Origin of the sequence: Pediococcus cellicola, from assembly GCF_001438655.1 — a bacterium.
GTDB lineage: Bacteria > Bacillota > Bacilli > Lactobacillales > Lactobacillaceae > Pediococcus > Pediococcus cellicola.
This window is the reverse complement of sequence record NZ_JQBR01000009.1, coordinates 24,486-49,645: the sequence shown is the minus strand read 5'-3', so window position 1 is coordinate 49,645 and position 25,160 is coordinate 24,486. Positions and strand designations below refer to the sequence as shown.

Sequence of the window (25,160 nt, the reverse complement as noted above, 5' to 3'; positions counted from 1 at the left end):
TTACAGTGATTAATTTAAAAACAAAAGGTGGTCAAAAAATTTTAGCTGCAGGCAATTGGGCTTGGTCGCTCTTTACAATTAATTTTGCATGGTTTTTAATTAATTTTTCCGTAATTCTAACACTCATTGTTTTGGGAAGTTTTGAATTAAATGTTGGATTTATAATGATTAACCTGATTTTAGTTGTGATGTTGACGATATTTACGGTTCCTAGCTTAATGGCAACTTTTCGAACGGTTGAGGATTGGCAAGTTAATGGAAGTGGCTCGTTCTTTAAAGAAGAAATTATGAATTGGGTGCAGATGTTGCGCAATGTCAAACTCAATTTATCTTTTGCGGGTGGTTTGGGACTTTTGATTTTCTTTAACAAATTATCTTTTGGACTAGTACTCCCACACATGTTTGTGCTAACTTCTTCAATAATTCTGCTAGCAATGTTGCTGATAACAAGTTTTAAGGTAGGTACTGAAGCAACACAATCTTTCACAGAGTTGTGTTTAGACTTTCCAGTGAAAATAATTGTGGCAACGGTCATACTGATCACATTATTAATTTTAAATTTAGTTTTACAATTAGCATTCTTGATTGTAATATGCAGTGTTTCTCTTTCGGTTTTTATCGCATATCGAATGTTTGGCGGAAGAGTGGAAAAGAATGATTGACTTTGGGATGTGAATGACCACATCTAGATTGGTTCATAGGTTTACCTATGATTACTGAAAGTCAAAAAATCAAAATGAGGGGCGTTTCAAATGGTACAAATTAATTTAGATCACATTTATAAACGCTATCAAGGCAATACTGACTATTCAGCTAGCGACATCAATTTAGCTATAAATGATGGTGAATTTATAGTCTTTGTTGGGCCTTCCGGATGTGGAAAATCAACCACATTACGTATGATAGCAGGCTTGGAGGATATTACTAAAGGCGACTTTAAGATGGACGGTAAAGTCATGAATAAAGTGGCACCTAAGGATCGAGATATTGCGATGGTGTTCCAAAATTATGCGCTTTATCCACACATGTCGGTTTATGACAATATGGCCTTTGGATTAAATATTCGTAAAAATGATAAGGCAGACACGAAAAAACGGGTTGATAACGCGGCTAAGATTTTAGGATTAACTGATTATCTGAAGAGAAAACCAGCAGCACTCTCTGGTGGACAACGCCAACGTGTTGCTTTAGGAAGAGCGATTGTACGTGATGCAAAACTATTCTTATTAGATGAACCTCTTTCTAACCTGGATGCTAAGCTTCGTGTTCAAATGCGAACTGAAATTGCACAACTTCATCAACGTTTAGGCAGAAACTTTATTTATGTGACACATGATCAAGTTGAAGCTATGACTATGGCAGATAGAATTGTCATTATGAATGAGGGACGTATTCAACAAGTCGGGACACCTGCACAATTATATAATGAGCCAGTCAACAAGTTTGTGGCTGGGTTTATGGGGTCTCCTGCGATGAATTTCTTTGAAGTCAAAATAGATGGTGGTTATGCAGTCGGCGAGGGTGGACTCAGAGTTGCCATTCCTGGTGGCCAACTTAAGACATTGCAGTCAAAGGGCTATGATGGCAAGACAGTGACCTTGGGTATTCGTCCAGAAGATATTCATGCTGAAGAAGTTGCCTTACAAACTTTCCCAGATGCAGTTATAGATGCTACAGTTGAAGTTTCAGAGTTATTGGGATCTGAATCGATGCTTTATTCACGCACGGGATCAACTGATTTTATTGCTAAAGTTAATTCCAGAGATTATCACGAACCTGGTGATACGCTGAAAATGGCATTTGAAATGACGAAAGCTCACTATTTTGATGATGAGACTGATAAAGCAATTATTTAGATCGAATACAAAAAGGGATTGGGCGTAAGTCTTGCCTGATCCCTTTTTAATAGAGGAGGAGATTCATTCATGCAACGAACTTTTGAGATCGATCCATGGAAGATCGTTACCCATAAACTCGATAAAGCGAATAAGCGACTTCAAGAGTCCATGACCAGCATTGGCAATGGTTACATGGGAATGCGAGGAATGTTTGAAGAAGACTATTCTGCTGATACGCATTCTGGGATATATATTGGTGGTGTATGGTTTCCTGACAAAACGGTTGTTGGGTGGTGGAAAAATGGTTACCCTAAATATTTTGGTAAGGTGATCAATGCCGTAAATTTTGATAAAGTCAATGTTTGGCTAAATGACCAAAAATTAGATTTGGCTACGACGCCTATCAAGGACTTTGAATTGTCTCTCGATATGAAGACCGGTATTTTGACCCGTCAATTTACAGTGGACAATCAGGAGACACAGGTGCGCTTTACAATTCAACGCTTTGTCAGCGTGGCACAAAAACAATTGTTTGATGTGTCGTATCAGGTTGAAAACTTGGGATCACAGCCGGTTACCATTAGAATTGTTTCTGAAATAAATGCGGATGTTTCTAATGAGGATGCTAACTATGATGAAAAGTTTTGGAATGTCAAAACGAAAGCCCAAACAACGGACAGTGGGTATTTAATTGCAGAAACGAAGCCAAATGACTTTGGTACACCGCAGTTCACTGTGGGGACGCAAATGACCCATCAGACTGATCTTAAGGCCGTTCAGACAGCAGAAACAGAAAAAAATGTTGTGAATACTTTTGAAGGCACATTGGCAAATCAAGAATCAAGTCAGTTTGAAAAACGCGTGATTGTGGTTACTTCTCGTGATTATGATGACGATGCGACGCTCAAAGCTGGCATGGAAGTTCTTAGCCAAAAAGTAGCTGCTCAAACTCACCAACAACTGGTGACAGAGCAAAGTGTTGAGTGGGCTAAACGTTGGGCAAAAGCTGATGTTCAAATTTCAGGAGATGATGCTGCGCAACAAGGCATTCGTTTTAATTTGTTTCAGCTATTCTCAACTTTTTATGGTGAGGATAAGCGGCTTAATATTGGACCAAAGGGCTTCACAGGAGAAAAGTACGGGGGTGCCACTTATTGGGATACGGAAGGTTTCGCACTACCTCTTTACTTATCCTTAGCGGATCAAAAAGTCTCAGAAAACTTGTTAGAATACCGCCATAACCAGTTGGCAGGCGCGTTCCATAATGCTCGTGAACAAGGGCTTAAAGGCGCACTGTACCCAATGGTGACGTTTAATGGTATTGAAAATCATAATGAATGGGAAATTACCTTTGAAGAAATTCATCGTAATGGCACAATTGCGTACGCAATATACAATTATACACGTTACACGGGGGATGAGACCTACCTTAAAACCAAAGGGATTGATGTTTTAACCGCTATTTCACGCTTTTGGGCGGATCGTGTGCACTGGTCCAAACGGAAAGGTGTCTATATGATCCATGGTGTAACTGGCCCCAACGAGTATGAAAATAATGTCAATAACAACTGGTATACCAATCTTCTTGCTCAATGGACGTTAAAATATACGCTTGAATCTTTGAAAAAAGTAAGTGATAAAAAAATTGCCGATTTAGCAATTTCTAAAGAAGAAGAAGCTCAGTGGCAAGATATCATTCATAAAATGTATTTGCCAGAAGATAAAAAGCTCGGTATTTTTGTACAGAACGATTGTTTCTTGGATAAAGATTTGCAACCGGTTACATCAATTCCGAAAGACCAGTTACCTATTAATCAACATTGGTCCTGGGACAAAATATTGCGTTCACCGTACATCAAACAAGCTGATGTGCTACAAGGAATTTGGTACTTTATCGATAAATTCCCAGAAGACGTGAAGAAACGTAATTTTGACTTTTATGAGCCTTTGACAGTCCATGAATCCAGTTTGTCGGCCTGTGTTCATGCCATCTTGGCAGCTGATTTACGATATGAACAAAAAGCAGTTGAAATGTATGAACGAACCGCGCGACTAGATTTGGATAATTATAACAATGACACAGTTGACGGCTTACACATAACTTCAATGACTGGTAGTTGGTTAGCAATTGTGCAGGGATTTGCCGGGATGCGTGTGTCAGGCGATCAATTGTCGTTTAAACCGTTCTTACCAAAAAAGTGGACCGCTTATCAGTTCCGGATCAACTTCCGCGGTCGGTTGATTGAAGTCCGTGTAGATACGACAGGAACTAAAATTAATTTATTAAAGGGGCAACCCTTGAAAGTCCAACTAAATCAAGAAGTTGTTGCGCTTAAAGGAGGCGACTAGCATGCAAGGTGTCCTATTTGATTTGGATGGTGTAATTACGGACACGGCAAGATTTCATTTTAAAGCGTGGAGTCGTTTGGCCAAAGAAAAATTGAATGTGACCCTGCCGGCCAGTTTTGAGAGTGACTTGAAAGGCATTAGCCGGATTGATTCTATGAATCGAATCTTGAAATTTGCTGGGATGAAGAATGAGTATACAGCTGAAGAAGTTAATGAACTTGCTCAGACTAAAAATGAGTTGTATTTAAATGAGATCAGCAAGTTGACGCAGGCCGATATTCTACCTGGAATTGAAAATTTACTGGACGAATTGGCAGCTAACCATGTGAAATTGTCGGTTGCTTCTGCAAGTAAAAATGCGCCGTTTATTCTTGAAAAGTTAGGGTTGAAACAACAATTTGATGCCATTGCCAATCCAGCAAAAGTGAAACATGGCAAGCCAGCTCCAGATATTTTTATTGAAGCGGCTAACCAAATTCATTTGACACCTCAGCAATGTGTGGGGATTGAAGATGCCAAAGCTGGCGTGGAAGCTATCAAAGCAGCGGGTGCCGTGGCAGTTGGTGTGGGCGATGCTAACGAACTGCATGAGGCAGACAGTGTTGTGGGCAACACCAGTGAGCTGACTTATTCAGTCTTGAAACAAGCATTTGAAAAATAAAAAATGAAGTTGTGGTTGAAAAAATCACAACTTCATTTTTTTGAAATACAATTTAATTTAAGGTGTAAGCTGTTTGATAAATCATGGGATTATCTGGTGTGATCACAATATTGCCAAAATTAGGATGGTTGGGCGCATCTGGCAGCATTTGTGGTTCAATTGCAAGCCCTAACTGAGAAGTCATTTTGCGAGTCCCATCAACTAAAAAGTCACCTTCAAAACCAGTTGTGGAAAAGACAATAAAAGAATTGGCATTTGTGTGAATTCCCAGTTTTCTTCCTGATTCTGGATCTTTCAAGCTTAGTTGTGGCTGCAATGAACTTTGTGGATTGAGTTTGAAAGGTGTGTCCAGTCCGTTAGGTAACTTACTGAGAGCCAAACCGAGGTTTTGAGGTTGGCGAAAATCATACGGCATATCAGCGACAGACAAGAACTTTCCAGTGGGCAGCTTGTTAGCATCGGTTTCGGCAATAGTATCGGCATTAATTCGGATTTCGTGGTTGTCTACAACGGCATGTGCATTGCCCGATAAATTAAAGTAGATATGGGTTGTCGGGTTAAATAAGGTTGTTTCAGAAGTGTTGCCAAAATAGGTAATGGTAAATTTGTTTTTTTGATCTAAAACAAACATAGCAGAAATTGAAAGCCGACCAGGGTAGCCGTTTTCACCGGCAGGACTAATATAACGGAGTACGACACCAATTTGTGAATCAGTTTTGATTAATTTGATCAAGTTCCAATGAGTATAACTAAGGGAAGGGTGTTCACCACCATGCATATGATTGGGGGTACTATTAATGTCGAGTTGGTGGCCTTGCCAAGAAGCATTAGCAAGTCGGCCGGCCACGCGAGCCACAGTAGCGCCAAAGTAATCATGGTGCTGCAAGTAGGAATGGGAATGCATGAAACCCAAAGTAATATTTGCCACGTGACCATTTTTATCAGGCGTATTGATTGCAACGACTGTGGCACCAAAATCACTAATAATCACAGAAACGTTGTGGTCATTGGTTAAGGTGAACCATGTGGCTTGATTGTGAATTTGTTGATTAATTTCCATGTTAAAGTCCTCCATTTATCTCTATAGTTTAAGCATACCGCAAACGTTTTCAATAAGAAAGAAACGACCTTAACTTTAAATAGATTAAAATGATGGTGTAAAGTTGCGTTTGTGGGTGGTAACGCTTAAACTAAAAGGCATATTGAATGCATTGGGGGAGCTCTCATGAAAGTAAACTGGCAACAATTATTTTTTAACATTTTAAAATTTATTGGAATGTTCTTTGTTTATCAAATTAGTACACTGCCACTTGGACTTGCTTATCAATTACCGAATAATCCAATTTTTGTGTCAGTAGCGTTCGTGATGTATCTAATTACGATGGGCTTCATGTTGGTCTTATTTATCCAAATGTATACCACGCAATTAAAAACGGATAATCCAGCTCATTTTGGTCGAACAAAACTAACCAAAAAAATCGGGATTTTTATGGGAATCATTTTGATTTTATGGATTCTTTTTTTGGCTTTACAAATTTGGTTAAGTCGAATGAGTGCTTTACCAGAATCCGAAAATCAAGAAACAGTAATGGCCTTCGCCAGAGCTATTCCATGGTGGATGGGCTTAGACGCTGTTATTTTTGGTCCGATTATTGAAGAACTTTTATTTCGAGGTTTGTTCTTTAATTGGTTTTTTAATTCTGAGGACAAACGAATTCGGTTGCTGGGTGTTTTTTTGAGCGGTGCCATTTTTGGGGCCGTCCATGATGTGAGCAGCTTATTGAGCTGGTTTGTATACGCGTTAATGGGCTGGTTGTTAGCGATCACGTACGCTTATACAAAAGACATCCGTTACAATATTGGGCTGCACATGTTCAATAATATTATTTCGTTAATTTAGTAATAATCGGGAAGATTGAAACAGATTCCGTAACCGGTCATAATGAAGTTAAAGACAAATTCAGATTTTTAGATGGGAGTTTTGTTTATGGAAAAACATTGGTGGCAAGAAGCGGTTGTCTATCAAGTTTATCCGCGTAGTTTTCAAGACACGAATAATGATGGTATTGGTGATTTAAATGGGGTCACACAACACTTGACGTACATTAAGAAATTGGGTGCTGACGTGATTTGGTTAAATCCAATTTATCAATCACCCAATGATGATAATGGGTATGACATCGCCGACTATCAAAAAATCATGAAAGAATTTGGCAGTATGGCGGATTTTGACCGTCTTTTAACTCAAGCACATCAAATGGGGTTAAAAATCATGATGGACTTAGTTGTTAATCATACTTCTGACGAGCATCAGTGGTTTGTAGAAAGTCGAAAAGACCGTAGTAACGCCTATCGTGACTATTATATTTGGCGCGATCCCAAAAATGACGAAGCGCCTAATAATTGGCAAAGTGCTTTTGGCGGTTCTGCCTGGCAATATGACAAAAAAACGGAACAATATTATTTACACTTGTTTTCCAAAAAACAACCAGATTTAAATTGGGATAACCCCAATGTGCGGCATTCTGTTTTTGACATTATGCGTTTCTGGTTAGACAAAGGCGTAGATGGGTTTCGGATGGATGTCATTAATTTAATTTCCAAGCCGGAGGGTCTTCCGGACGTAAAGAGTGCGGGACAGCAAAATTTAGCAGCAAATGGGCCTCACGTGCATGACTACCTGAAAGAAATGAATGAAGCGGTTTTATCACACTACGACGTAATGACGGTTGGTGAAACACCGAATGCAACGACGCGGGATGCCATTCGGTATACTGGATTTGATAGCCACGAATTAGAGATGGTCTTCCAGTTTGAACATATGGGGCTTGATGCCAATGATAATCCTGAAATAGGTAAGTGGAGCACGAATCGTGTGAAGTTGACGGACTTAAAGCAAGTCATGTCTAAATGGCAAACTGATTTAGAGGGTAAAGCTTGGAATGCCTTGTATTGGAATAATCATGATCAACCACGTGTTGTGTCACGATTTGGCAACGACCAAGCTAAGTATCGCGTGGTTTCTGCAAAAATGCTTGGCGCAACTTTACATTTTATGCAGGGAACCCCGTATATCTACCAGGGTGAAGAGTTAGGAATGACAAATGCCAAATTTCGAACGTTAGATCAATATCAAGATATTGAAAGCCTTAATGCTTATCATGAGTTAGTGGATCAAAAGCAGTTAGTCTCCTCCCAAGAAATGTTAAACGATCTTAGACATTCTTCGCGTGATAATGCCCGCACGCCTATGCAGTGGGATGAAAGTGAAAATGCAGGTTTTACCCAGGGAACACCATGGTTAGCCGTAAATACAAATTTTAAAAAAATTAATGCTAAGCAAGCTATTGATGATGAAAATTCGGTCTTTAATTTTTATCGCAAAATGAATCAGTTGCGCCGGCAATATGACATTATAGTGTATGGCGATTATCAATTATTAGATCCTGATGATGACCAGGTCTGGGCATATACACGTCATTTTGGGGATCAGGACTTACTTGTCATTAGTAATTTTACCCAGAGAACGGTCCAGCGATGGTATGAGTTAAGTCAACAAAGTAATAAGGTAGAATTGATTGGCAATTATGCGGATGATCAAAATGAAACACTTCGTCCATATGAATGTAAAGTTTATTTAATTCAGTAGGACATGCATTTATGCCAATTAGTTGTATAATGAATCCTATGAATTGAAAATCACTGAATATTCAGTGTGGGAGGTTTAGAATGCTTTACCAATATCCAACGTTAGCACAGATCAACGAAACCGGACATGCAATCCAGGTTAATGAAGATAGTATTATCCAAAAATTACCTCATTTAACTGGAGTCGATTACTTTGTGAAAAGTAAAGATCAACATAACTATTATGTTTTTATTGATCGCGGGGACCAAGGTGGAGCAGTCATTCATGCTGATAACTATAGCGACTTAGGATTTTTCTTGATTGAAACGCCATTATCGGACTTTTATTTGGATATTAATCCAGATACCAGTTTAATTGAAATGTACGATGGAGCTGGAGTTGTCACTGATTTTTCAGATGCAGTTGAAAAAGATGAAATCCAAAAGATGTTGCGTACGTATCAGGACGCCTCGGATTCCGAAATAGAAGCAAGTAGTGTGTACAAAGAACTAGACAAATATGTAAGTCAATATTTGGAATTGGACGATGATACCGAAAAAAATGTGAATTTAGCTATTATTCGGATTGCCATTTTAAGTATTGAACAAACAGTGTTGAGTGATTAACTAGACCGTTTTTGAATCGTAAGATACCAAAAGAGAGGCTGGGGGTTCCCCAGTCTCTCTTTTTTGTGTTTAAACGCTAGTTTTTGTGGTTAGAATTGTCGTCCTTATCAGAATCGGTTTCTGGAATCAATTCTTTATCATTTAAGCGGGATAAAAGGTTGTAAAGGGCACCATACAGATTGGCATCGCTTTTAAAGCGAGCAGTTAAAATCTCAGGGACAGCCACAGTTTTACGTAATAACGAATTTTCATCACGAAGCAGTTGAAGTTGGTGCTTAATTTCAGGAACAAGAATACTTTCGCTACTAATACCCCCACCAATAACAAACCGACTAAGATCTAGGACAGCTTGAATGTTAACAATCATGTAAGCAATTCGGCGACAGTATTGTTCGAAAAATTCACGAGCGACTGGTTCCCCATTTTGGATGGCTTTAAATACGCGCATCCCATCATTACGATCGGCAAAATCGAGTTTTTCAGCAATGCCATTAATCATTTTAACAGCAGAGGCAGCTGAAAACATTAAATTATCGGGATTTTCAGGTTCCCCATTTATTTGGGATAACATAAAGCTGAGATTACCGCCTTGTGCATTAGATCCATGCCACAGCTGGTCATTTAAAATAATGCCACCATCGACTGCATTTCCCAAAATAATTGCCGCGCCATTATGGATGCCCTTCAAATTGCCTAACCATAGTTCTGCAAGAGCTGCTGATTTACCACTATTTTCCATGCCCACCGGTAAGTCATAACGATGATTAATAATCTTGCTGAGGCTGAGGCCATGCAACATGGGCAGTGCACCGCCATGATAAATAATTTGTGCTTTTTGGTCGATCCGGCCAGGCACACTAAAAGCAACCCCCTTGATATTAGGAAGGACTTCATTAATAACATCATAGATTTTTTTTAAAAAAGTATCCACACTATCACGTGGGGTATTAAATTGGGACTTCACCTTTAGGTTGCCCCCATGATCAATAAGGGCGTACTTCGTATAAGTAGCACCGATATCAATACTTAGGTAATCCTTGTCTGGCTCATAGTTCATTTGATTAATCCCTTCTTCTTCTCAATAAAGCTATTATAGCGCAGTTGGTAGCGATCTCACAATGGCATTTCAATATTGATGTGTGCTTGTTGTGTCATATGATAGATTAATATTGTTTCTAAACTTGATTATGTACTAAAAGTATATAAATTTAGTTTTCTGCGCTGCGTGAAAGATTTGAGTTGCTATTCTTAAATAACTCTTTATACTAAAAGTATCCAAACGATGAGGAGAAATCTATGAAAACAGCAATTGTAACGGATAGTTCAGCCTATTTAACTGCGCAACAGGTCAAAGAAAATGATGTGATTGTTGTGCCAATTACAGTTATTTTTGGTCAAGAAACTTTCCTGGAAAATATTGATATCGATGATCAACTCTTTCATGAGAAGCTTCAGAATTCTGGCCTGATGCCGTCTACCACACAAATTACATTGGGACAAATGCAAAAGGTGTTTGATAAATTAATTGCTGAAAAGTATGATGAAGTGATTTGTATTCATCTATCTAGCGGGATCACAAGTTTTATAAATAATCTGACTGAATATGCCAAAACGATTGATGAGATACATATCATTCCGTTTGACTCACGAATGACGAGCCAAGGGGAAGCTAATATGGTCTTGTTGGCAGCAAAATTACGTCGCGAGGGTAAAACTGGCGATGAGATTGTCCCTTATTTAGAACGGCTGCGTGAAAGTACCAAAGTTGACTTCATGGTCGATAACTTAAGTTTTTTGATGCGTTCAGGCCGAATCACAAATCGGTCTGCAATTATGGGCAATTTGTTGCGAATCAAACCAATTTTGGATATGAATGAGAATGGTCAGATTGTGGTACAAAGTAAAGAGCGAACACGTAAGCGAGCACTCAAAAAAGTTTTGGAAAACCTGCATTCTGATTTGGACCGTGCAGAATCTGATTATCGTGTTTCAATTATCTATGGGATTGACCGAGAGCTGAGTTCAAAATGGGAAGAAACGATAAAAGAAACTTTTCCGAGTGCCATATTTGAAAGCAATCAACTAGGACCCGTCATTATGTCACATACAGGTGAAGAAATTGTCGGTGTGATTTGGGGAAAAGACTGGCAAAAAATGGAAATTGAAAAGTAAAGTCCTTATATATGAATATTGAAAATGACGTATCTCATCCTTCTGGGGTGAGATTTTTTGTTTGGGTAATTGGCATAGTGGCATGACACTTTTAAAGTGACTAGATTTGCTAAGGTTATTTTTAGCTTGAGAAAGCTTCCTAATAATGTTATATTGTTAAAATTGAATTAAAAAATGAGGAAGGAATGCTAAACTATGAAACCAATTATTGCGATAACTGCTGATATTCGCGTTGCAGATTCCGAAATTATTAATGAACGACGTGCTGATTTTGCTCCCAGAGGTGCTGTAGATGCCGTTTTAGCAGCAGGAGGCTTACCAATTGTGTTGCCTTATACTAGTCCTGAGCTTGCTCATGAACTAGTGAAAACCTTCGATGGGTTAATTATTCCTGGAGGACCGGATGTGGATCCGACTTTTTTTGGGGAGGAACCTATTCCAGAAATAGGGCGCACATATTATAAACGTGATGCGTTCGAAATTGCACTCATTAAGGCAACGATTGAGGAGAAAAAACCAATTTTTGGAATTTGTCGAGGTCTTCAAGTGATCAATGTGGCAATGGGTGGAACTGTTTTTCAAGATTTGGCGGCGCAAGATCCAACTTGCAAAATTCGTCATGCACAAGCCGCCCCTGGAGAGTTTCCAACCCATCATGTGACTATTGCGCAACACAGTCGCATAACGAAAATTCTTGATACAACCCGCGATTATGTGAACTCACGCCATCATCAAGCTGTACGCAAGGTGGCGGTTGGGCTTGAAGTGACAGCTCAAAGTGATGATCAAGTGGTTGAGGCGGTTGAATCCACACAAGGTGCTGAAATTTTGGCAGTTCAATGGCATCCCGAAAACATGTGGCGGGAATTTCCAAAACAGTTGGCGTTATTCAAGGATTTAGTGAAACGTAGTCAACGGTTTTAGAAAAATCGTAAAAAAGGAAGGAAATGTCGCGAATGGAAACAGAAAAACAAAAGATGGGATTTTGGAGTATTGTCCTTTTAGGCATTAATGGTATTATTGGCTCTGGAATTTTTTTGCTACCTAACCAAGCTATGAAACTCATTGGAACTGCAAGTATTGGTGTTTTTATTTTCGACGCCCTACTTGTTGCAAGTATTACGGTTTGCTTTGCAGAGTGTGCCTCCTTGTTTAAAGTAAATGGGGGACCGTACATATATGCTAAAGCAGCTTTTGGCGAATTTATTGGTTATGAAGTTGGGTTTGTGACTTGGGCTATCAGAATTATTGCGGAAGCAACCATGGCGGTTGCCTTTGCTACGGCTCTGTCAGGAATAATTCCAGCTTGGAATACGACATTTTCTAAAAACCTGATTGTTACTATTGTCATTATTGGGTTGGCACTAATGAATATTTCCGGTGTAACTATTTCTAAAATTGTGAATAATATTGTCACTATTGCTAAATTGTTCCCGTTGGTGTTGTTTGTTCTCATTGGTTTTTTTGCAATTAATGGTAGTCATTTTCAGCCATTATTTCCAGGTGGTAACTATCAAAGTGGCTCATTTGCGGCAGCAGCAGTTTTACTCTTCTATGCTTTTACCGGGTTTGAAGGGTTGGTTGTAGCGGCTGGTGATATGCGTAAGCCAGAAAAAAATTTACCGCGAGCTATTTTGTTAGTCATTAGTTTAGTGACGTTATTTTACGTACTGTTGCAAGTTGTTTCAATTGGAATTTTGGGCCAAAATCTTGGGGCATCTACTGCACCAATTCAAGAAGCATTTGGCAAAATTGCGGGAAGCTTTGGCACAAGTTTGGTGGCAGCAGGAACCATCATTTCAATTGGCGGTATTTGTGTGGCCTCGTCCTTTATTACCCCACGTTCTGGAGTTGCAATGGCAGAAAATGGAATTATGCCAGCTGTTATCGGTAAACGAAATGGCAAGAATGCACCATATGTTGCAATCATTATTTCGGCCACCATTTCGCTCTTAATTGCTTGGTCAGGGACGTTCGAAACACTGGCACAAATTAGTGTGGTGTCCAGATTCGCCCAGTATATTCCAACTTGTTTGGCAGTAATTGTGTTTAGATACACACGTAAAGAACAGACGAGAACATTCAAAATACCTGGTGGTTGGATCATTCCGGTTGTTGCGATTCTAGTGAGTGGCTGGTTATTAATTCAAGTAAACGTGTCTCAATTATTATTCGGGTTTGGAGCCTTATTAATTGCGGTACCATTTTATTTGGGATTACGTAAAAATAAGGCGAGCTCCAAAAAATAGAAAAAACGAAGCCTAACTATAAAGTTGGTCTTCGTTTTTATTTTGTGGAAAATTTAAACGCAATTAGATGTCGGTTTAAAATTCTTCGTAGACAGCTGGATCTTGATCTTTCGTTCGCCCATCTGGCCGATCTAATCCAGTAATGGCTTGCATTTCTTGATCAGTAAGTTGAAAGTCAAAGATTTGGATATTCTCGCGTTGCCGAGCTGTTGATGCAGACTTTGGCAAAGGCATTACCCCAAGTTGAATTTCCCAGCGGAGAATGGTTTGTCCCACTGATTTATGATGCGCAGCGGCAATTTTTTCAATTGTAAGATCTTGTAAGACAGCGTTTGCCCGTCCGAGTGGGCTCCAAGCCTGAGTCACAATATGATGTGCGGCATCATATTGACGTTGTGGATCTTGTGAAAAGTAGGGATGGAGTTCTACTTGATTGACGGCGGGGGTTACTCCGGTGGCATCAATGAGTCGATCGATATGTTCTGGTAAGAAATTTGAAACGCCAATAGAGCGTACAAGTCCCCATTTTTGGGCGTCAATTAAAGCTTTCCAGGCTTCAACGTAATGGTCTTCTTTTGGATTCGGCCAGTGGATTAGATACAAGTCAAAGTATTTTAATCCTGTTTGATACAAAGACTCCTGAATGGTGGTCAAGGCCTCATCGTACTGGTGATGTCGACCTGGCAGTTTGGAGGTTACCATGATTTGTGAACGAGGGATATCGCTTTGGCGTATCGCTTCTCCAACAGCACCGTGATTTTCATAGTTATAAGCAGAATCTAAGGAACGGTAGCCATTATCAATGGCACTACGAACGGCACTGACCCCCGTGGCACCGTTTAATTTATAGGTACCAAATCCAATTTGTGGGAAAATAGCACCATCATTTAGTTTAATTTGTGGAATGATATGACTCATGTAAACATCTCCTAAAAGTATTAGAATTAGCAATTCATTAAAGCGGTTTGAAATGAAAACGTTCTATAAATATAGCATAAGCTAAGTTGAGATGGCATGCAAAAAATAACTATTAAATCAGGGTTCTAAAAACGGGGTAGAATGCGGGGATGAGGTGAACTTGTGTCTCAGGATTTCCTAATGATTATAATAAGCATTAAGCTTGTGAATTGGCCTAGAGATTTGCTATGCTAATTTTGTAAACAAATCTTGTTTTTTGTAGAGAGGCGTTTATAGCAACAGCTAAGTGATCACTGGTTGATGTTAAAACTCTAGACAGAAAAAAGGAGTGAGTAGCGATGTTTGGATGGCTATGGGCTTTAATTATTGGTGGAATTATAGGTGCCATTGCGGGTGCAATCACAAGTAGAGATTTGCCAGCAGGCTGGATCGGCAATATTGTCGGGGGTCTGGTGGGTGCTTGGTTGGGGCAGTCCTTATTAGGCACATGGGGGCCTCAGCTGGCAGGAATGGCGTTGATTCCCTCGATAATCGGCGCGATTGTGGTGGTGCTGATAGTATCAGCAATTTTTGGAATGAGAAAAACATAAGTGAACGTAGTAGGTCGATAAGACTAGAAAAATAGGCGAGGCGGAGGCTAGGAGAATTCCTAGCTGGGAGCCTTGCCTATTTTTCTAGTCTGACCTACGGAGTTGTCCTCAAGCTCAGCGGAAAAAAGGAGAAAAGGGAAACCGTGCGGAGGCTAGGAGAATTCCTAGCTGGGAGCCTTGCCTATTTTTCTAGTCTGACCTACGGAGTTGTCCTCAAACTCTGTGGAAAAAAGAGAAAGGGAAACTGGGCGGAGGCTAGGAGAATTCTTAGCTGGGAGCCTCGCCTATTTTTCTAGTCTGACTGACAGTTGCCAAACCAGAAAAAACACATCCCTCGCAAGGAGAGATGTGTTTTAGAATTAGAAATTAATTTAAGAATTAAGCATGAGTGACATCGGCCACTGTTTCTTCTTCTTTTTCAGAATAACTATTTTCAGCTTTGATAAGACGGGCACGTTCCTTTTTGTTGTACCATGGGGAAGTTGTAAATGCCAAAACATCGTTAATCAAGTAAATAGAACTGTTTACAAACATTGCAAGTGTTGCGGATCCCTGACGGAAGGAAATGAACCAAAGTACCATTTGTGCAATTCCTGAAGCCACCCACCAAAAGTATTGGTTGTTGTAACGTAGGAAGCAGATAACACCGGCCGTTAAGCTAATGGAGAAGCTGATGGCGTCAACCCAAGGACGAGGATCGTTTGTAAAAGTACCGATTAAGTAACCAGAAACGAAATAGACAATGATAGTAGAAGCTAAAGCAACGAACCAGGTTCTACCGGTGAATTTACGAATCTTAGAAACCATGTTGACGTTCCAGTTGGCACTCATTAAGACGGGTAAGTCCAAAGTGACCACATAAGCTAACTGTTCTGCCATACTTAGGTAGTTTTTTGCAGCAAAACCTGTAATAATAAAGCAGAGGGCAGATAAAAGTCCTAACCATCCGTTAACTGATTTAGCAGCATTAATTGCTAGAATACATAAAACACCTAACGTCGTTCCGATGAAGGTTGTGATCGTCAAGGCTGTAATTGGGGCATTGACAAGCGTCATGATTTGACAACCAAGACTGAAAAAGAATAAATAATAGTTTTGTTGTGGCCATCCTTTTAATTGATGAGCCAAAAAATGTAAGTAATTAGACATATAATCTTCTCCCTAGCTTAAATTCTTCATATACGGCCGTATACTACATGTTCTGATTTCAAAATCAGAGAACACTATATATTGTATCTCCAATTAAAAAAAATGAAAGTCTTGATTTTATTTTTTTTTTGCGTTATGTAAAACAATTTAACAGATAGCTAATTTTAATGGCAAAATTATTTTAAATTATAAGCAAATTTTAGGAGGTGAGCAAAATGGATTTTAATTATTGGGGGAGCATTTGCTTAGCCATCTTTATGACACTTTGGATAACGGATCGCAGGAGATTTCTAAACGGATATTTTTTAATGGCAGGACTTATTTGTTTTGTCATCGCTGTTTGGCAATGGCTGGAAGGTATGCAAGTGCCATGGGTACAAGCACTTCTTTTAGTTTTAACGCTTGCTTTTACCGGTCTCATTCCAGTGGCGCTATTTCTCTTTGCGTTAGCTTGCATTCTTTACAGTCGCCGGCTTATTCATGAAATGGGACGTCAAAAAGGATATGTTTTATTGGCGTTAGTAGGCTTTCTAATATGGGGAATGCTGCTTGTCACGTTACTAAATGTTTTGTTTGTTCATAATAGATTTTTATGGTTTTGTTTGGGGATTGGCTACCTGGGCATTGCTTACTTTACAGTGGGGTTTTTGGCTTATTTAGTGGCTTCTTTACTTGATGAATTACCAGTGGCTTATTCTGTAGATTTTATTGTGATTTTAGGAGCGGGTCTGCTCCCTAATGGTAAAGTTTCCAAAATTTTAAAACAACGTTTGGACAAAGGCATTAGCCAGTACCAAAAACAATTAAAACGTGGGGCTCATCCACAATTTGTTGTTTCCGGTGGGCAGGGTCCTGATGAAATCATGCCTGAATCACAAGCCATGGCTAATTATTTGATGACACAAGGAATTCTTGCAGACCAGATTATTCAGGAAAATAAATCTACCTCAACTTATGAAAATTTGCGAAATTCACAAATTTTGATGACAAAGAACAAAATCTTTCATCGAGCAATTTTTGTGACCAACAGTTTTCATGTCTTTCGGGCAGGCATTATTGCTAAAAGGCTACATACCACGATGACCGGGGTTAGTGCGCCGACTTCTATATATTATTTACCATTTGCAATTTTTCGCGAGTATTTAGCCTTAATAGTGATGTTCAAGTGGGTACACCTTGCCGTCTTAATTTTATGTATGATTGGATATTTAATCTCTTGGTTATTCATTTATTAATTAGTTAAGGAACATGGTATAATGTCGTCAAGGAGGAGAAAATCATGACCTTACAATTAAGTATTAAGCGGAGTTTAGTTGCAGCGACTGCGGTCACCATGTTGTTTTCATTATCAGCGTGTGCCAAAAGCAGTCAAAGTGGGACTTCAAGTAGTTCATCAGTATCTTCCACTTCGAATCGGAGCAACCAACAAAAAGTTGCTAAATTATTTAAAAAAGCACAGAGACAAATTGAAAACGGGCAAAATGATGAAGCTTTAACAACTTTGAAAAGGGCCCAAAGATTAGACAGTGATAATGCCAAGGTGAATGAGTTATTAGCTAATGTTCAAAATTATTTATCTGCCAAGGCAGCTTTGAATGAAGGGGACACTTCTACTGCCCAATCTAACTTATCTAAAATGACGTCAGAGCAGACCAAGAATAACGCGCTGACTTCTCAGGCTAAGGACTTGAATACTCAGGCTAGTCAATTGAAACAGGCCAATACACTTTATCAAAGTGCCTATGATGCTGTTTCAAATGGGTATTACGAGACCGCTAAGGCTAAGTTGGCGCAATTGAATGCACTCCCTTCAACTGTGAAAGCTATCAAGAGTTTACAGGACCAGGGGAAAGCACTCACAAACCAAATTAATGCTAATCAAAACAGTTCATCAACGAGTCAAAATGCAAGCTCAAATGCAACAAACAGTTCGAGCTCGGCATCGACAGGTAGTCTAAGTGATGACCAAAATGATAGTATTATTCAATCTTTCCAGAGTGCAGCTGGTATCACGGCTCAAACTGGAATGTCATTTGGGGTTAGTCAGATCGGCACGAATGAGTATCAAATTGAAGTTCGGCAAAGCAATTCAACGAACACCGTTGGGAGTTTAACTGGTATTTACCGTTATAATTCACAGACCGGCAGTGTGTCAAAGTTGAATACAATTTCCGGAAAGTATGAATCAAATTAGTGATGACCTAAATGTAGACATACAAAAAAACCGTCGGCTTGAGAAAAGAATTTCTCGATGCGACGGTTTATTTATTGAAATCTTTGTGTTTGAGATGAATCGCAACCACAAATGTTAAGACAACAGCTAAGCCCATCACAAGAAAAAAACCTAATGACGAGCTTTTTCCTGGCATGCCGCCTGTGTTCATGCCCCAGATGCCAGCAATGAGGGCAGGAACTGAGATGATTAGTGCGGCGGAATCTAAATATTTCATCAAGTGATTAAGATTGTTATCCATCATATCGGTAAATAAACCACCAATCGTTTCTAATAAATCACGATAAACATGAACTAATTTGTCTGCATGTCGTTGGCGCAACTTAATATCGTAGATCAAAGCTTCATCTTCCACGCGGTTGATAAAGCTTTTTTCTTGCCATAAAACCGAAAGTGTCTCGGCCTGATCTTGAAGGGTGTGATCTAAATAGACAATGCGGCGTTCTGTGTCTGCAAGCCTAAAAAGCTCAACATTTTCGGTTGTTCGGCGTGCAGCTTGGTCTAATTCATCAATAATTTTTTTGAGTTCGAAAAGTTCTTTAATAAAATGCGTATAAGTCATTAGAATCGCAAATGAAATGAGACGCTGGGCACTTGTCGTTTCAGGGCCGTATTTTTCCAATAAACGATCTACAAAATCCGAATTGCCGCTTACATGGGTGATCAGTAACTCATCAGAAATGACGAAAGAAACAGGTTCAAGCCGCGTTTCAATTTTCTGTTTGGTATGAGCCGAAAGATTCATTAAAACAAGTGAATAGCTGTCCTGAAGGTCTGTCTTATTGAGTTTTTCAAAGCGTGTTACTTCTTCAGCTTGATCGGCACCAATAAAAATATCATTGGGAAGCTTGAATTGCTCAATGACAGCTTGGATTTCATTTTGAGAAGCATTTTTTAAAACAAGCCAATTGGCTTGTTTGGTCGATTTTGTTTCAACAATGCCGCTTTCAGAAATTTGATAAGTGATGATCATCGAATTTTCCTCCTTAAGAAAAACCATAATGACTTGTCAAAATGTATGTAAAGACTAACTTTATTATGGCAGAAAATTGGTCACTTAATGAAAGAATTTGCTTATTTTAATCATTAGAAAATGTTGAGCATCTTGTTTGGAAAGCCAATGAGAGTTCGTTATTCTAGAAGTATCAAAAGGGAATCCTTCATACTGCTAAAAAACTGTTAAAGGATTCTGCTACTTTGATAGCAAGTGTCGAAAGAACCGACGAAAACAAATGGAGAAGGAGGAAAGTAAGAGCTATGAATGAACCAGATTTGAAAGATCCACGCTATTTGTACCAAACAGAAGGCTTTGAAAAACAAGATCAACCCACGCCGGCTCTCCAAGCAAATATGCAACCTATTCCTGATTGTGGTGAGAAAAGTTATCAAGGTAATCATAAACTAGAAAATCGCCGTGTTTTGATCACTGGCGGAGATTCGGGAATTGGGCGAGCAGCAGCTATTGCATTTGCTCGTGAAGGGGCAGATGTTGCTATTCAGTTTTTCCCGGGTGAAGAACAGGATGCCGATGAAGTGGCTCGGATCGTTAAAGAAGCTGGTCGCAAGGCATTGATACTTCCCTGCGATCTGCGTGATGAGCAGGCACCTGAGGAGTTGATTGCCAAAACTATTGCCGAATTTGGTGGCATAGATACGTTGATTCTGAACGCGGCGCAACAAATTTCGCAGCCTTCATTAGAACATTTAACATCTAAGCAGGTTCACGATACGTTTCAGATAAACATCTTGGCAATGTTTGCGATTGCTAAAGCCGCATTACCACATTTATCAGCTGGCAGCAGTATTGTCACGACGACTTCCATTCAGGCGTTTAATCCGAGTGATCATTTAATGGATTATGCGGCGACCAAGGCAGCAATTGCTAATTTTACGGTGAATCTGGCAAAGCAGGTAGCCGCAAAAGGGATTCGTGTCAACGGTGTTGCTCCCGGACCAATTTGGACGCCACTGCAATTGGATAAAGGACAACCCAAAGAAGCCTTACCTAAATTTGGTCAGGACACACTGCTAAAAAGAGCTGGCCAGCCAGTTGAATTAGCACCCGTTTACGTCTTTTTAGCTTCAAACGATGCCAGTTATGTGACGGCACAAATATACGGTGTTACCGGTGGTGAGGCAATTAATTTATAGGAGGACGAGTAGATGAATAAATTTTCAAAAACGCTCCTCATTATTTTTTCGTTGCTTTTCATGACCGTTTGCGTGTTCGCTGTTTCTGTGACTTGGCCATGGGCGCAAAATTCGGAAATATGGGGAAGCATTAGATACTTTTTCACAACCAACTACTATGCGTATAGTGCCATTTTTTGGATTGCGATAGCGTGTTTAGTGGCGTTTATTGTGGGTATCTTAGTCATTCTTTTTTACCCCAAAGCCACCACGACCTTTACGTTGAAGGATGATCGTGGCAAGTTAAGCGTGCATAGCCGTGCCATTGAGGGTATTGTGCGTTCGATGTTAAATGAGGATGATTTCATAAGAGCACCGAGGATTAAAGTTCAGACATTGAATCATCGAATTAAAGTTAATGTGAAGGGCAGCATCAAACGAACTTCTGCTTTGGTTGACCATGCAGATGAGTGGTCGGCAAGCGTGGAAGATCGCATTAAAAACCTTGTGGGACCGCATCATTCCGTAAAGGTGTATGTAAGACTAGAACGGTACCAACCACGTGATACGCCAACTTCTAATAAAGTTCGCGTTGAGTAGAGGAGGTTGCAAATGGAAAAAATGTTTGAAACTTATAAACTTCCCATCATTGGTGGCGTAATCGGATTAATTGTGGCACTTTTGTTTGTGACAATCGGCTTTTTTCAGACCTTACTCATCATTATTTTAATGGGGGTAGGAATCGCTATCGGGCTGTATCTAGACAAAAGTCATTTACTGGATGACTATTTGAACGATAAACAATAAAGGGAGGCTATTCAAATGAAAGAAAAAGAACTTATTCAACCTAACGCATCAAATCAGGCAGGACAAAAAAATCAAATGAATAAGAGGGATCAAATGAATACACGAACAGGCTCACAAACACAAGATAAGATGCAAGCAAATACTGATATCAGAGGCGAATTGACATACGATGACAAGGTTGTGCAAAAAATTGTAGGCATTGCACTAGAAGAAATTGATGGTTTGCTAACGGTGGATGGTGGCTTCTTTTCCAATATCAAGGACAAATTAGTGAATACAGACGACGTTCATTCTGGTATTAATGCAGAAGTCGGCAAGAAACAAGTGGCGCTTGATATGGATATTGTGGCGGAATATGGGAAAGATATTGAACATATTTATGATCAAATGAAGGAAGTCATCACACGTGAAGTGAAGGAAATGACACACTTGGATGTGATTGAACTAAACGTGAATGTGGTTGATGTCAAAACACGTGATGAATATGAAGCAGATAGTGAAACTGTACAAGACAAAGTCACAAATACAGCTAAAAAAACGGGTGATTTCACTTCGAAAAAAGCTGATCAAGCCAAACGAGCAATGGATAAAGGGCGTCATAAAGTAGAAGAAGCAAGTGAACCACGCGTAGAATAATGAAAAAATAATTGATAGGTGAGGCAGGAGTAGAGAAATCTACTCCTTTTTGGTTATTTATCTTTAAAATTTAGTTTAAGAGAAGCAGCATACCAAAGTATAATTCGGGTTGTTTTATAATGACGGTAGGCTTTGTTACAATAAAAAGCAAAAAGACTATATGATGAAAACAAGTTTTGATTTTAGAGTGAGCTAAAACAATGATTCGTAATGGGGAAAAAGGAAAGCATACATAAATTTGATTGAATAACATTCTAAATGGTAGGCTGATATTCTGTTTGGAGGCGCAACATGGTAAGAGTAATGATCGTTGACGATCATCCAATTTATAGGGACTGTTTAAAAACAGTTTTTGCAGACAAAAAAGATTTTACAATTGTTGCTGAAGCAGAAAATGAAAACGCAGCATTGCAGTTATTGAGCTCTGACTAAGATACCCAACTGGAATATGGCTGTGGCTTTGAGTTTGCGGTATTGCTTTAAAATAGGGGTAGTTCACGCGGCCGTCAACTAGCGTGGCCAACTGATTAGTTAATAGGGTTTTTACTGCTAATTTGGGTGGTATAATACCTTCTTTTGAAATCCAAACTGTGTTGTTTTTCCAGGAAAATTCAACAAAAGTCATGCCGGTATTTAGACTGGCTTCCCGTGTGACATGAATGGATGCGCCATGCAAGGGCCTTGCATGGCACATCACCGTGGTTGTATGGCCAGATCATCCCTTTGTAAAGGCCGTCAAAGCGCGCGGTCTGATCAATGGTTGCATCATAAGCCACTTCTAGCATTTTAATTACGTATACATCATAGTTACTATCTGACATAAGCTCACCTCAACTGATATATTCTAAGCTAATTTTAACATTAAACCATTAGAAAGATTACTATTTTTAAGTGCTTTTGATTGGATTACTTATTTTTGTCTTATCATTTTAATAAGCATTGGTCACGTGGTAAAATTAAGAAAAAAGAAGCGGGAGGACGATGATGTTAAACAGATTTCGAAAAACGACATTTTTCGGGTTCGTCGCGATTTTTTGGCGTCGCTATAAAAAAGGAAACATTTCAAATAATAGTATTGTGTTAGCTTATTACACTTTACTCTCCTTTTTTCCATTGCTCCTGTTAATCGGAAATTTAATTCCATTATTGAATTTGCCGGTCCAAACTGTTTTAAAATATGTGCATCAAATTATGCCAGAAAATATTTATACAATTTTGCGTCCGTTAATAAAACAGCTATTAACGACAAATAGTGGTGGTGTTCTTTCAATTGGGGTGGTAGTGGCATTGTGGTCTGCTAGCAAAGGAATTAGTGCTTTTCAACAGGCTTTGAATGCCACTTATGATATGGAAGGGACCACAAATGCTATCTTAATGAGAATTTTATCGTTTTTGATCGTTTTATTATTTATGGGAGCACTAGTTATCATCGTGTTGTTTTTTTCATTTGGTCAGCTTTTACTATCTTATCTTGCCCCAGTACTGAATTTGTCCCAGGAGTTGGTGGGTTTGCTGGAATTTATTAAGTGGCCAATTATGGTGCTTGGGGTGTGGCTGATTTTGACAATTTTGTACATGATTATTCCGATAGCCAAAGTGCGTTGGCGATATGTCTGGGTTGGCGCACTCTTTTCGATGATTGCTTTAGTCATTTTAACGCAATTTTTCACACTGTATTTACATTATTTTGGTGGGGCAGTCACCACTTACAAAACAATTGGGACGTTTATTGTCATCATGCTTTGGTTAGATTTCTTGGCCGAAATTCTGCTTATTGGTGGCGTGATCAATGCTACCGTACAGGAAAAATATAGTCATCAACCATTTGAACCCAAAATTAGTCAATTAAGAAAACAGACTTGAAGGAAAATTAACTGGTATAATACAAACATATAATAAGGTCATATTTTTTGACTGCAAATAAAGGTGTGAAAATTACGAATTTTATTAAAACACATAAAGCATTAACAACCGATATTGTTCTAGTTTTGATCGGTCTTATTGACTGGATAGTTACTCGAAATACGATTGCGACTAGTAACCACTTCTTTATGTTAGGCTTGGCATTATTGCTGATTGGGGTAATTTTTGTTTTGGAACGTGGGCATTTACTCACCGGGTGGTTCAAAAGACCTGCAAAAGGTGAAGAAAAGTTACCGCAAAAAAAGATTGATGTTCACAAAGTTGGACGTCTTAAAAACAGCCCAATTGTGATTACGAGACCGGCAAAATATTTTTTACATGTCGGTATTTTTACAATTGTGATGAGTATTTTAATTTCATTTATATAAAAAATCGAGAACTTTCTCAAATAGAGGAAAGTTCTCGATTCTTTATTTTAGTGCATAAGTGAGGGCTACGCATCTAAAACAAATTTTTGAATGGCATGCGCCACCCCATCGTTTTCGTTGGTATCTGTCACAAAAGTAGCTAATTGTTTTGCCTCGGGGATAGCATTACCCATTGCAATGGCAGTTCCAGCAAATTGTAACATGGATAAATCGTTTCCTTGATCTCCAATGGCCATCACGTTTTCAGGCTTGAAGGTGAGTCGCTTAGTCAAGTCAAGGAGTGCATTTCCCTTGCTGGCAGACTTATTAAGAACTTCTAGGAAATAGGGTTCGCTTTGAACAAAATAATACTTATCTAAAAATTTTTGAGAAATTTTGTGCCGCAAAGCCGTAATTTTTTCCGGGGGATCAATGAACATGCCCTTGGGAATTTTTAAACTATGGGGCATTTCACTGACCTCACGATAACGAATACCCATCCGAACATAAAAACTTTCGCCAATCGTGTATGGGCTTAAATTTTTATTGGCCGTATAAATGTGATTTTCAGTTTCTACGTGAAAATGGCTGCGTAATTTACGGCTTAAAGCTTCAAGATCCGTGTAATCATCGTAATTTAGCGTATGACGGATAATAACGCGTCCTTCAATTGTCTGAACTAGCGCACCGTTGTAAGTGATCACATATTGATCATCACCAGCTAGGCCCAGGGTCTTTAAATGTTCTGCAACGCCTGTTAAAGGTCGGCCAGTGCAAAGCACAATTTTGACACCAGCTTGACTGGCCTGATTGATGACCTTGACGGTTGCGTCACTTATTTTTTTATCATCAGTTAAAAGGGTGCCATCCAAGTCAATGGCGACAAGTTTGATTTTCATTACAG

General features: G+C 39.2%; 26 protein-coding genes. 20 read left to right on the top strand and 6 right to left on the bottom strand.

What is annotated here, in order from left to right; translation table 11 throughout:
- Positions 1 to 5 precede the first annotated feature (5 nt).
- From IV80_RS08185 to pgmB, 4 genes are all read left to right on the top strand, one after another.
- The gene (locus IV80_RS08185; protein WP_057752052.1) at positions 6 to 662 is read left to right on the top strand and encodes a hypothetical protein; all 657 of its coding nucleotides are present in this window, start codon (positions 6 to 8) and stop codon (positions 660 to 662) included.
- Between the two features lie 90 nt (positions 663 to 752).
- The gene (locus IV80_RS08180) at positions 753 to 1,856 is read left to right on the top strand and encodes an ABC transporter ATP-binding protein (protein WP_057752048.1); all 1,104 of its coding nucleotides are present in this window, start codon (positions 753 to 755) and stop codon (positions 1,854 to 1,856) included.
- Between the two features lie 69 nt (positions 1,857 to 1,925).
- On the top strand, positions 1,926 to 4,187 hold the full coding sequence (locus tag IV80_RS08175) for a glycoside hydrolase family 65 protein (protein ID WP_057752046.1): 2,262 nt from the start codon (positions 1,926 to 1,928) through the stop codon (positions 4,185 to 4,187).
- A 1-nt stretch (position 4,188) separates the two neighbouring features.
- Positions 4,189 to 4,848 (top strand): beta-phosphoglucomutase, encoded by a 660-nt coding sequence (gene pgmB, locus IV80_RS08170; protein WP_057752043.1) that lies wholly within the window; start codon positions 4,189 to 4,191, stop codon positions 4,846 to 4,848.
- Positions 4,849 to 4,900: 52 nt separating this feature from the next.
- On the opposite strand, the gene IV80_RS08165 is transcribed toward pgmB, so the two are convergent.
- The gene (locus tag IV80_RS08165) at positions 4,901 to 5,908 is read right to left on the bottom strand and encodes an aldose epimerase family protein (protein WP_057752040.1); all 1,008 of its coding nucleotides are present in this window, start codon (positions 5,906 to 5,908) and stop codon (positions 4,901 to 4,903) included.
- A 165-nt stretch (positions 5,909 to 6,073) separates the two neighbouring features.
- On the opposite strand from IV80_RS08165, the gene IV80_RS08160 reads away from it, so the two are divergent.
- The 3 genes from IV80_RS08160 to IV80_RS08150 all read left to right on the top strand — a co-directional run bounded on the left by IV80_RS08160 (position 6,074) and on the right by IV80_RS08150 (position 9,102).
- Complete coding sequence (locus IV80_RS08160; protein WP_057752037.1) at positions 6,074 to 6,748, top strand: CPBP family intramembrane glutamic endopeptidase; 675 nt, start codon at positions 6,074 to 6,076, stop codon at positions 6,746 to 6,748.
- 87 nt (positions 6,749 to 6,835) lie between these two features.
- Positions 6,836 to 8,497 (top strand): glycoside hydrolase family 13 protein, encoded by a 1,662-nt coding sequence (locus tag IV80_RS08155; RefSeq protein ID WP_057752034.1) that lies wholly within the window; start codon positions 6,836 to 6,838, stop codon positions 8,495 to 8,497.
- 80 nt (positions 8,498 to 8,577) lie between these two features.
- A complete protein-coding gene (locus IV80_RS08150) occupies positions 8,578 to 9,102 on the top strand; it encodes a hypothetical protein (RefSeq protein ID WP_057752031.1) in 525 nt (174 codons plus the stop codon).
- 76 nt (positions 9,103 to 9,178) lie between these two features.
- On the opposite strand, the gene IV80_RS08145 is transcribed toward IV80_RS08150, so the two are convergent.
- Positions 9,179 to 10,159, bottom strand: coding sequence for an ROK family protein (locus IV80_RS08145; protein ID WP_083490572.1), 981 nt, complete (start codon positions 10,157 to 10,159; stop codon positions 9,179 to 9,181).
- Positions 10,160 to 10,398: 239 nt separating this feature from the next.
- Here IV80_RS08145 and IV80_RS08140 point away from each other — a divergent pair, with 239 nt between their 5' ends.
- The 3 genes from IV80_RS08140 to IV80_RS08130 all read left to right on the top strand — a co-directional run bounded on the left by IV80_RS08140 (position 10,399) and on the right by IV80_RS08130 (position 13,523).
- Positions 10,399 to 11,274: a DegV family protein gene (locus IV80_RS08140; RefSeq protein ID WP_057752028.1), complete on the top strand. Its 876-nt coding sequence runs from the start codon at positions 10,399 to 10,401 to the stop codon at positions 11,272 to 11,274.
- A 195-nt stretch (positions 11,275 to 11,469) separates the two neighbouring features.
- Positions 11,470 to 12,198 (top strand): gamma-glutamyl-gamma-aminobutyrate hydrolase family protein, encoded by a 729-nt coding sequence (locus IV80_RS08135; protein WP_057752025.1) that lies wholly within the window; start codon positions 11,470 to 11,472, stop codon positions 12,196 to 12,198.
- 23 nt (positions 12,199 to 12,221) lie between these two features.
- Complete coding sequence (locus IV80_RS08130) at positions 12,222 to 13,523, top strand: APC family permease (protein WP_057752022.1); 1,302 nt, start codon at positions 12,222 to 12,224, stop codon at positions 13,521 to 13,523.
- A 75-nt stretch (positions 13,524 to 13,598) separates the two neighbouring features.
- Here IV80_RS08130 and IV80_RS08125 read toward each other — a convergent pair whose 3' ends face one another.
- Positions 13,599 to 14,441 (bottom strand): aldo/keto reductase, encoded by an 843-nt coding sequence (locus IV80_RS08125; RefSeq protein ID WP_057752019.1) that lies wholly within the window; start codon positions 14,439 to 14,441, stop codon positions 13,599 to 13,601.
- A 338-nt stretch (positions 14,442 to 14,779) separates the two neighbouring features.
- Between IV80_RS08125 and IV80_RS08120 the strand changes: the two genes are divergently transcribed.
- Positions 14,780 to 15,031: a GlsB/YeaQ/YmgE family stress response membrane protein gene (locus IV80_RS08120; protein ID WP_057752016.1), complete on the top strand. Its 252-nt coding sequence runs from the start codon at positions 14,780 to 14,782 to the stop codon at positions 15,029 to 15,031.
- Positions 15,032 to 15,409: 378 nt separating this feature from the next.
- Here the strand turns inward: IV80_RS08120 and pnuC are convergent, their stop codons facing one another.
- Positions 15,410 to 16,180, bottom strand: a complete 771-nt coding sequence (gene pnuC / locus IV80_RS08115; RefSeq protein WP_057752013.1) for a nicotinamide riboside transporter PnuC — start codon at positions 16,178 to 16,180, stop codon at positions 15,410 to 15,412.
- A gap of 215 nt (positions 16,181 to 16,395) precedes the next feature.
- On the opposite strand from pnuC, the gene IV80_RS08110 reads away from it, so the two are divergent.
- Together IV80_RS08110 and IV80_RS08105 are read left to right on the top strand one after the other, a co-directional pair.
- The gene (locus tag IV80_RS08110; protein WP_057752010.1) at positions 16,396 to 17,415 is read left to right on the top strand and encodes a YdcF family protein; all 1,020 of its coding nucleotides are present in this window, start codon (positions 16,396 to 16,398) and stop codon (positions 17,413 to 17,415) included.
- Positions 17,416 to 17,459: 44 nt separating this feature from the next.
- Complete coding sequence (locus IV80_RS08105) at positions 17,460 to 18,374, top strand: hypothetical protein (RefSeq protein ID WP_057752006.1); 915 nt, start codon at positions 17,460 to 17,462, stop codon at positions 18,372 to 18,374.
- A gap of 67 nt (positions 18,375 to 18,441) precedes the next feature.
- Here the strand turns inward: IV80_RS08105 and IV80_RS08100 are convergent, their stop codons facing one another.
- On the bottom strand, positions 18,442 to 19,386 hold the full coding sequence (locus IV80_RS08100) for a magnesium transporter CorA family protein (protein ID WP_057752003.1): 945 nt from the start codon (positions 19,384 to 19,386) through the stop codon (positions 18,442 to 18,444).
- A 284-nt stretch (positions 19,387 to 19,670) separates the two neighbouring features.
- Here IV80_RS08100 and IV80_RS08095 point away from each other — a divergent pair, with 284 nt between their 5' ends.
- The 7 genes from IV80_RS08095 to IV80_RS08065 all read left to right on the top strand — a co-directional run bounded on the left by IV80_RS08095 (position 19,671) and on the right by IV80_RS08065 (position 24,277).
- Positions 19,671 to 20,564, top strand: a complete 894-nt coding sequence (locus IV80_RS08095; protein ID WP_057752000.1) for an SDR family oxidoreductase — start codon at positions 19,671 to 19,673, stop codon at positions 20,562 to 20,564.
- Between the two features lie 12 nt (positions 20,565 to 20,576).
- Positions 20,577 to 21,143 (top strand): alkaline shock response membrane anchor protein AmaP, encoded by a 567-nt coding sequence (amaP, locus tag IV80_RS08090; RefSeq protein WP_057751997.1) that lies wholly within the window; start codon positions 20,577 to 20,579, stop codon positions 21,141 to 21,143.
- Positions 21,144 to 21,155: 12 nt separating this feature from the next.
- A complete protein-coding gene (locus IV80_RS08085; RefSeq protein ID WP_057751995.1) occupies positions 21,156 to 21,350 on the top strand; it encodes a DUF2273 domain-containing protein in 195 nt (64 codons plus the stop codon).
- A 93-nt stretch (positions 21,351 to 21,443) separates the two neighbouring features.
- A complete protein-coding gene (locus IV80_RS08080; RefSeq protein ID WP_147186338.1) occupies positions 21,444 to 21,986 on the top strand; it encodes an Asp23/Gls24 family envelope stress response protein in 543 nt (180 codons plus the stop codon).
- A 291-nt stretch (positions 21,987 to 22,277) separates the two neighbouring features.
- Complete coding sequence (locus IV80_RS10015; RefSeq protein WP_083490571.1) at positions 22,278 to 22,418, top strand: helix-turn-helix domain-containing protein; 141 nt, start codon at positions 22,278 to 22,280, stop codon at positions 22,416 to 22,418.
- A 552-nt stretch (positions 22,419 to 22,970) separates the two neighbouring features.
- Entirely contained in the window at positions 22,971 to 23,849 is an 879-nt protein-coding gene (locus IV80_RS08070) for a YihY/virulence factor BrkB family protein (RefSeq protein WP_057751989.1), read from the top strand.
- Positions 23,850 to 23,896: 47 nt separating this feature from the next.
- The gene (locus IV80_RS08065) at positions 23,897 to 24,277 is read left to right on the top strand and encodes a DUF3899 domain-containing protein (RefSeq protein WP_057751986.1); all 381 of its coding nucleotides are present in this window, start codon (positions 23,897 to 23,899) and stop codon (positions 24,275 to 24,277) included.
- Positions 24,278 to 24,342: 65 nt separating this feature from the next.
- On the opposite strand, the gene yidA is transcribed toward IV80_RS08065, so the two are convergent.
- Positions 24,343 to 25,155, bottom strand: coding sequence for a sugar-phosphatase (gene yidA / locus IV80_RS08060; protein ID WP_057751983.1), 813 nt, complete (start codon positions 25,153 to 25,155; stop codon positions 24,343 to 24,345).
- Between the last annotated feature and the right edge of the window lie 5 nt (positions 25,156 to 25,160).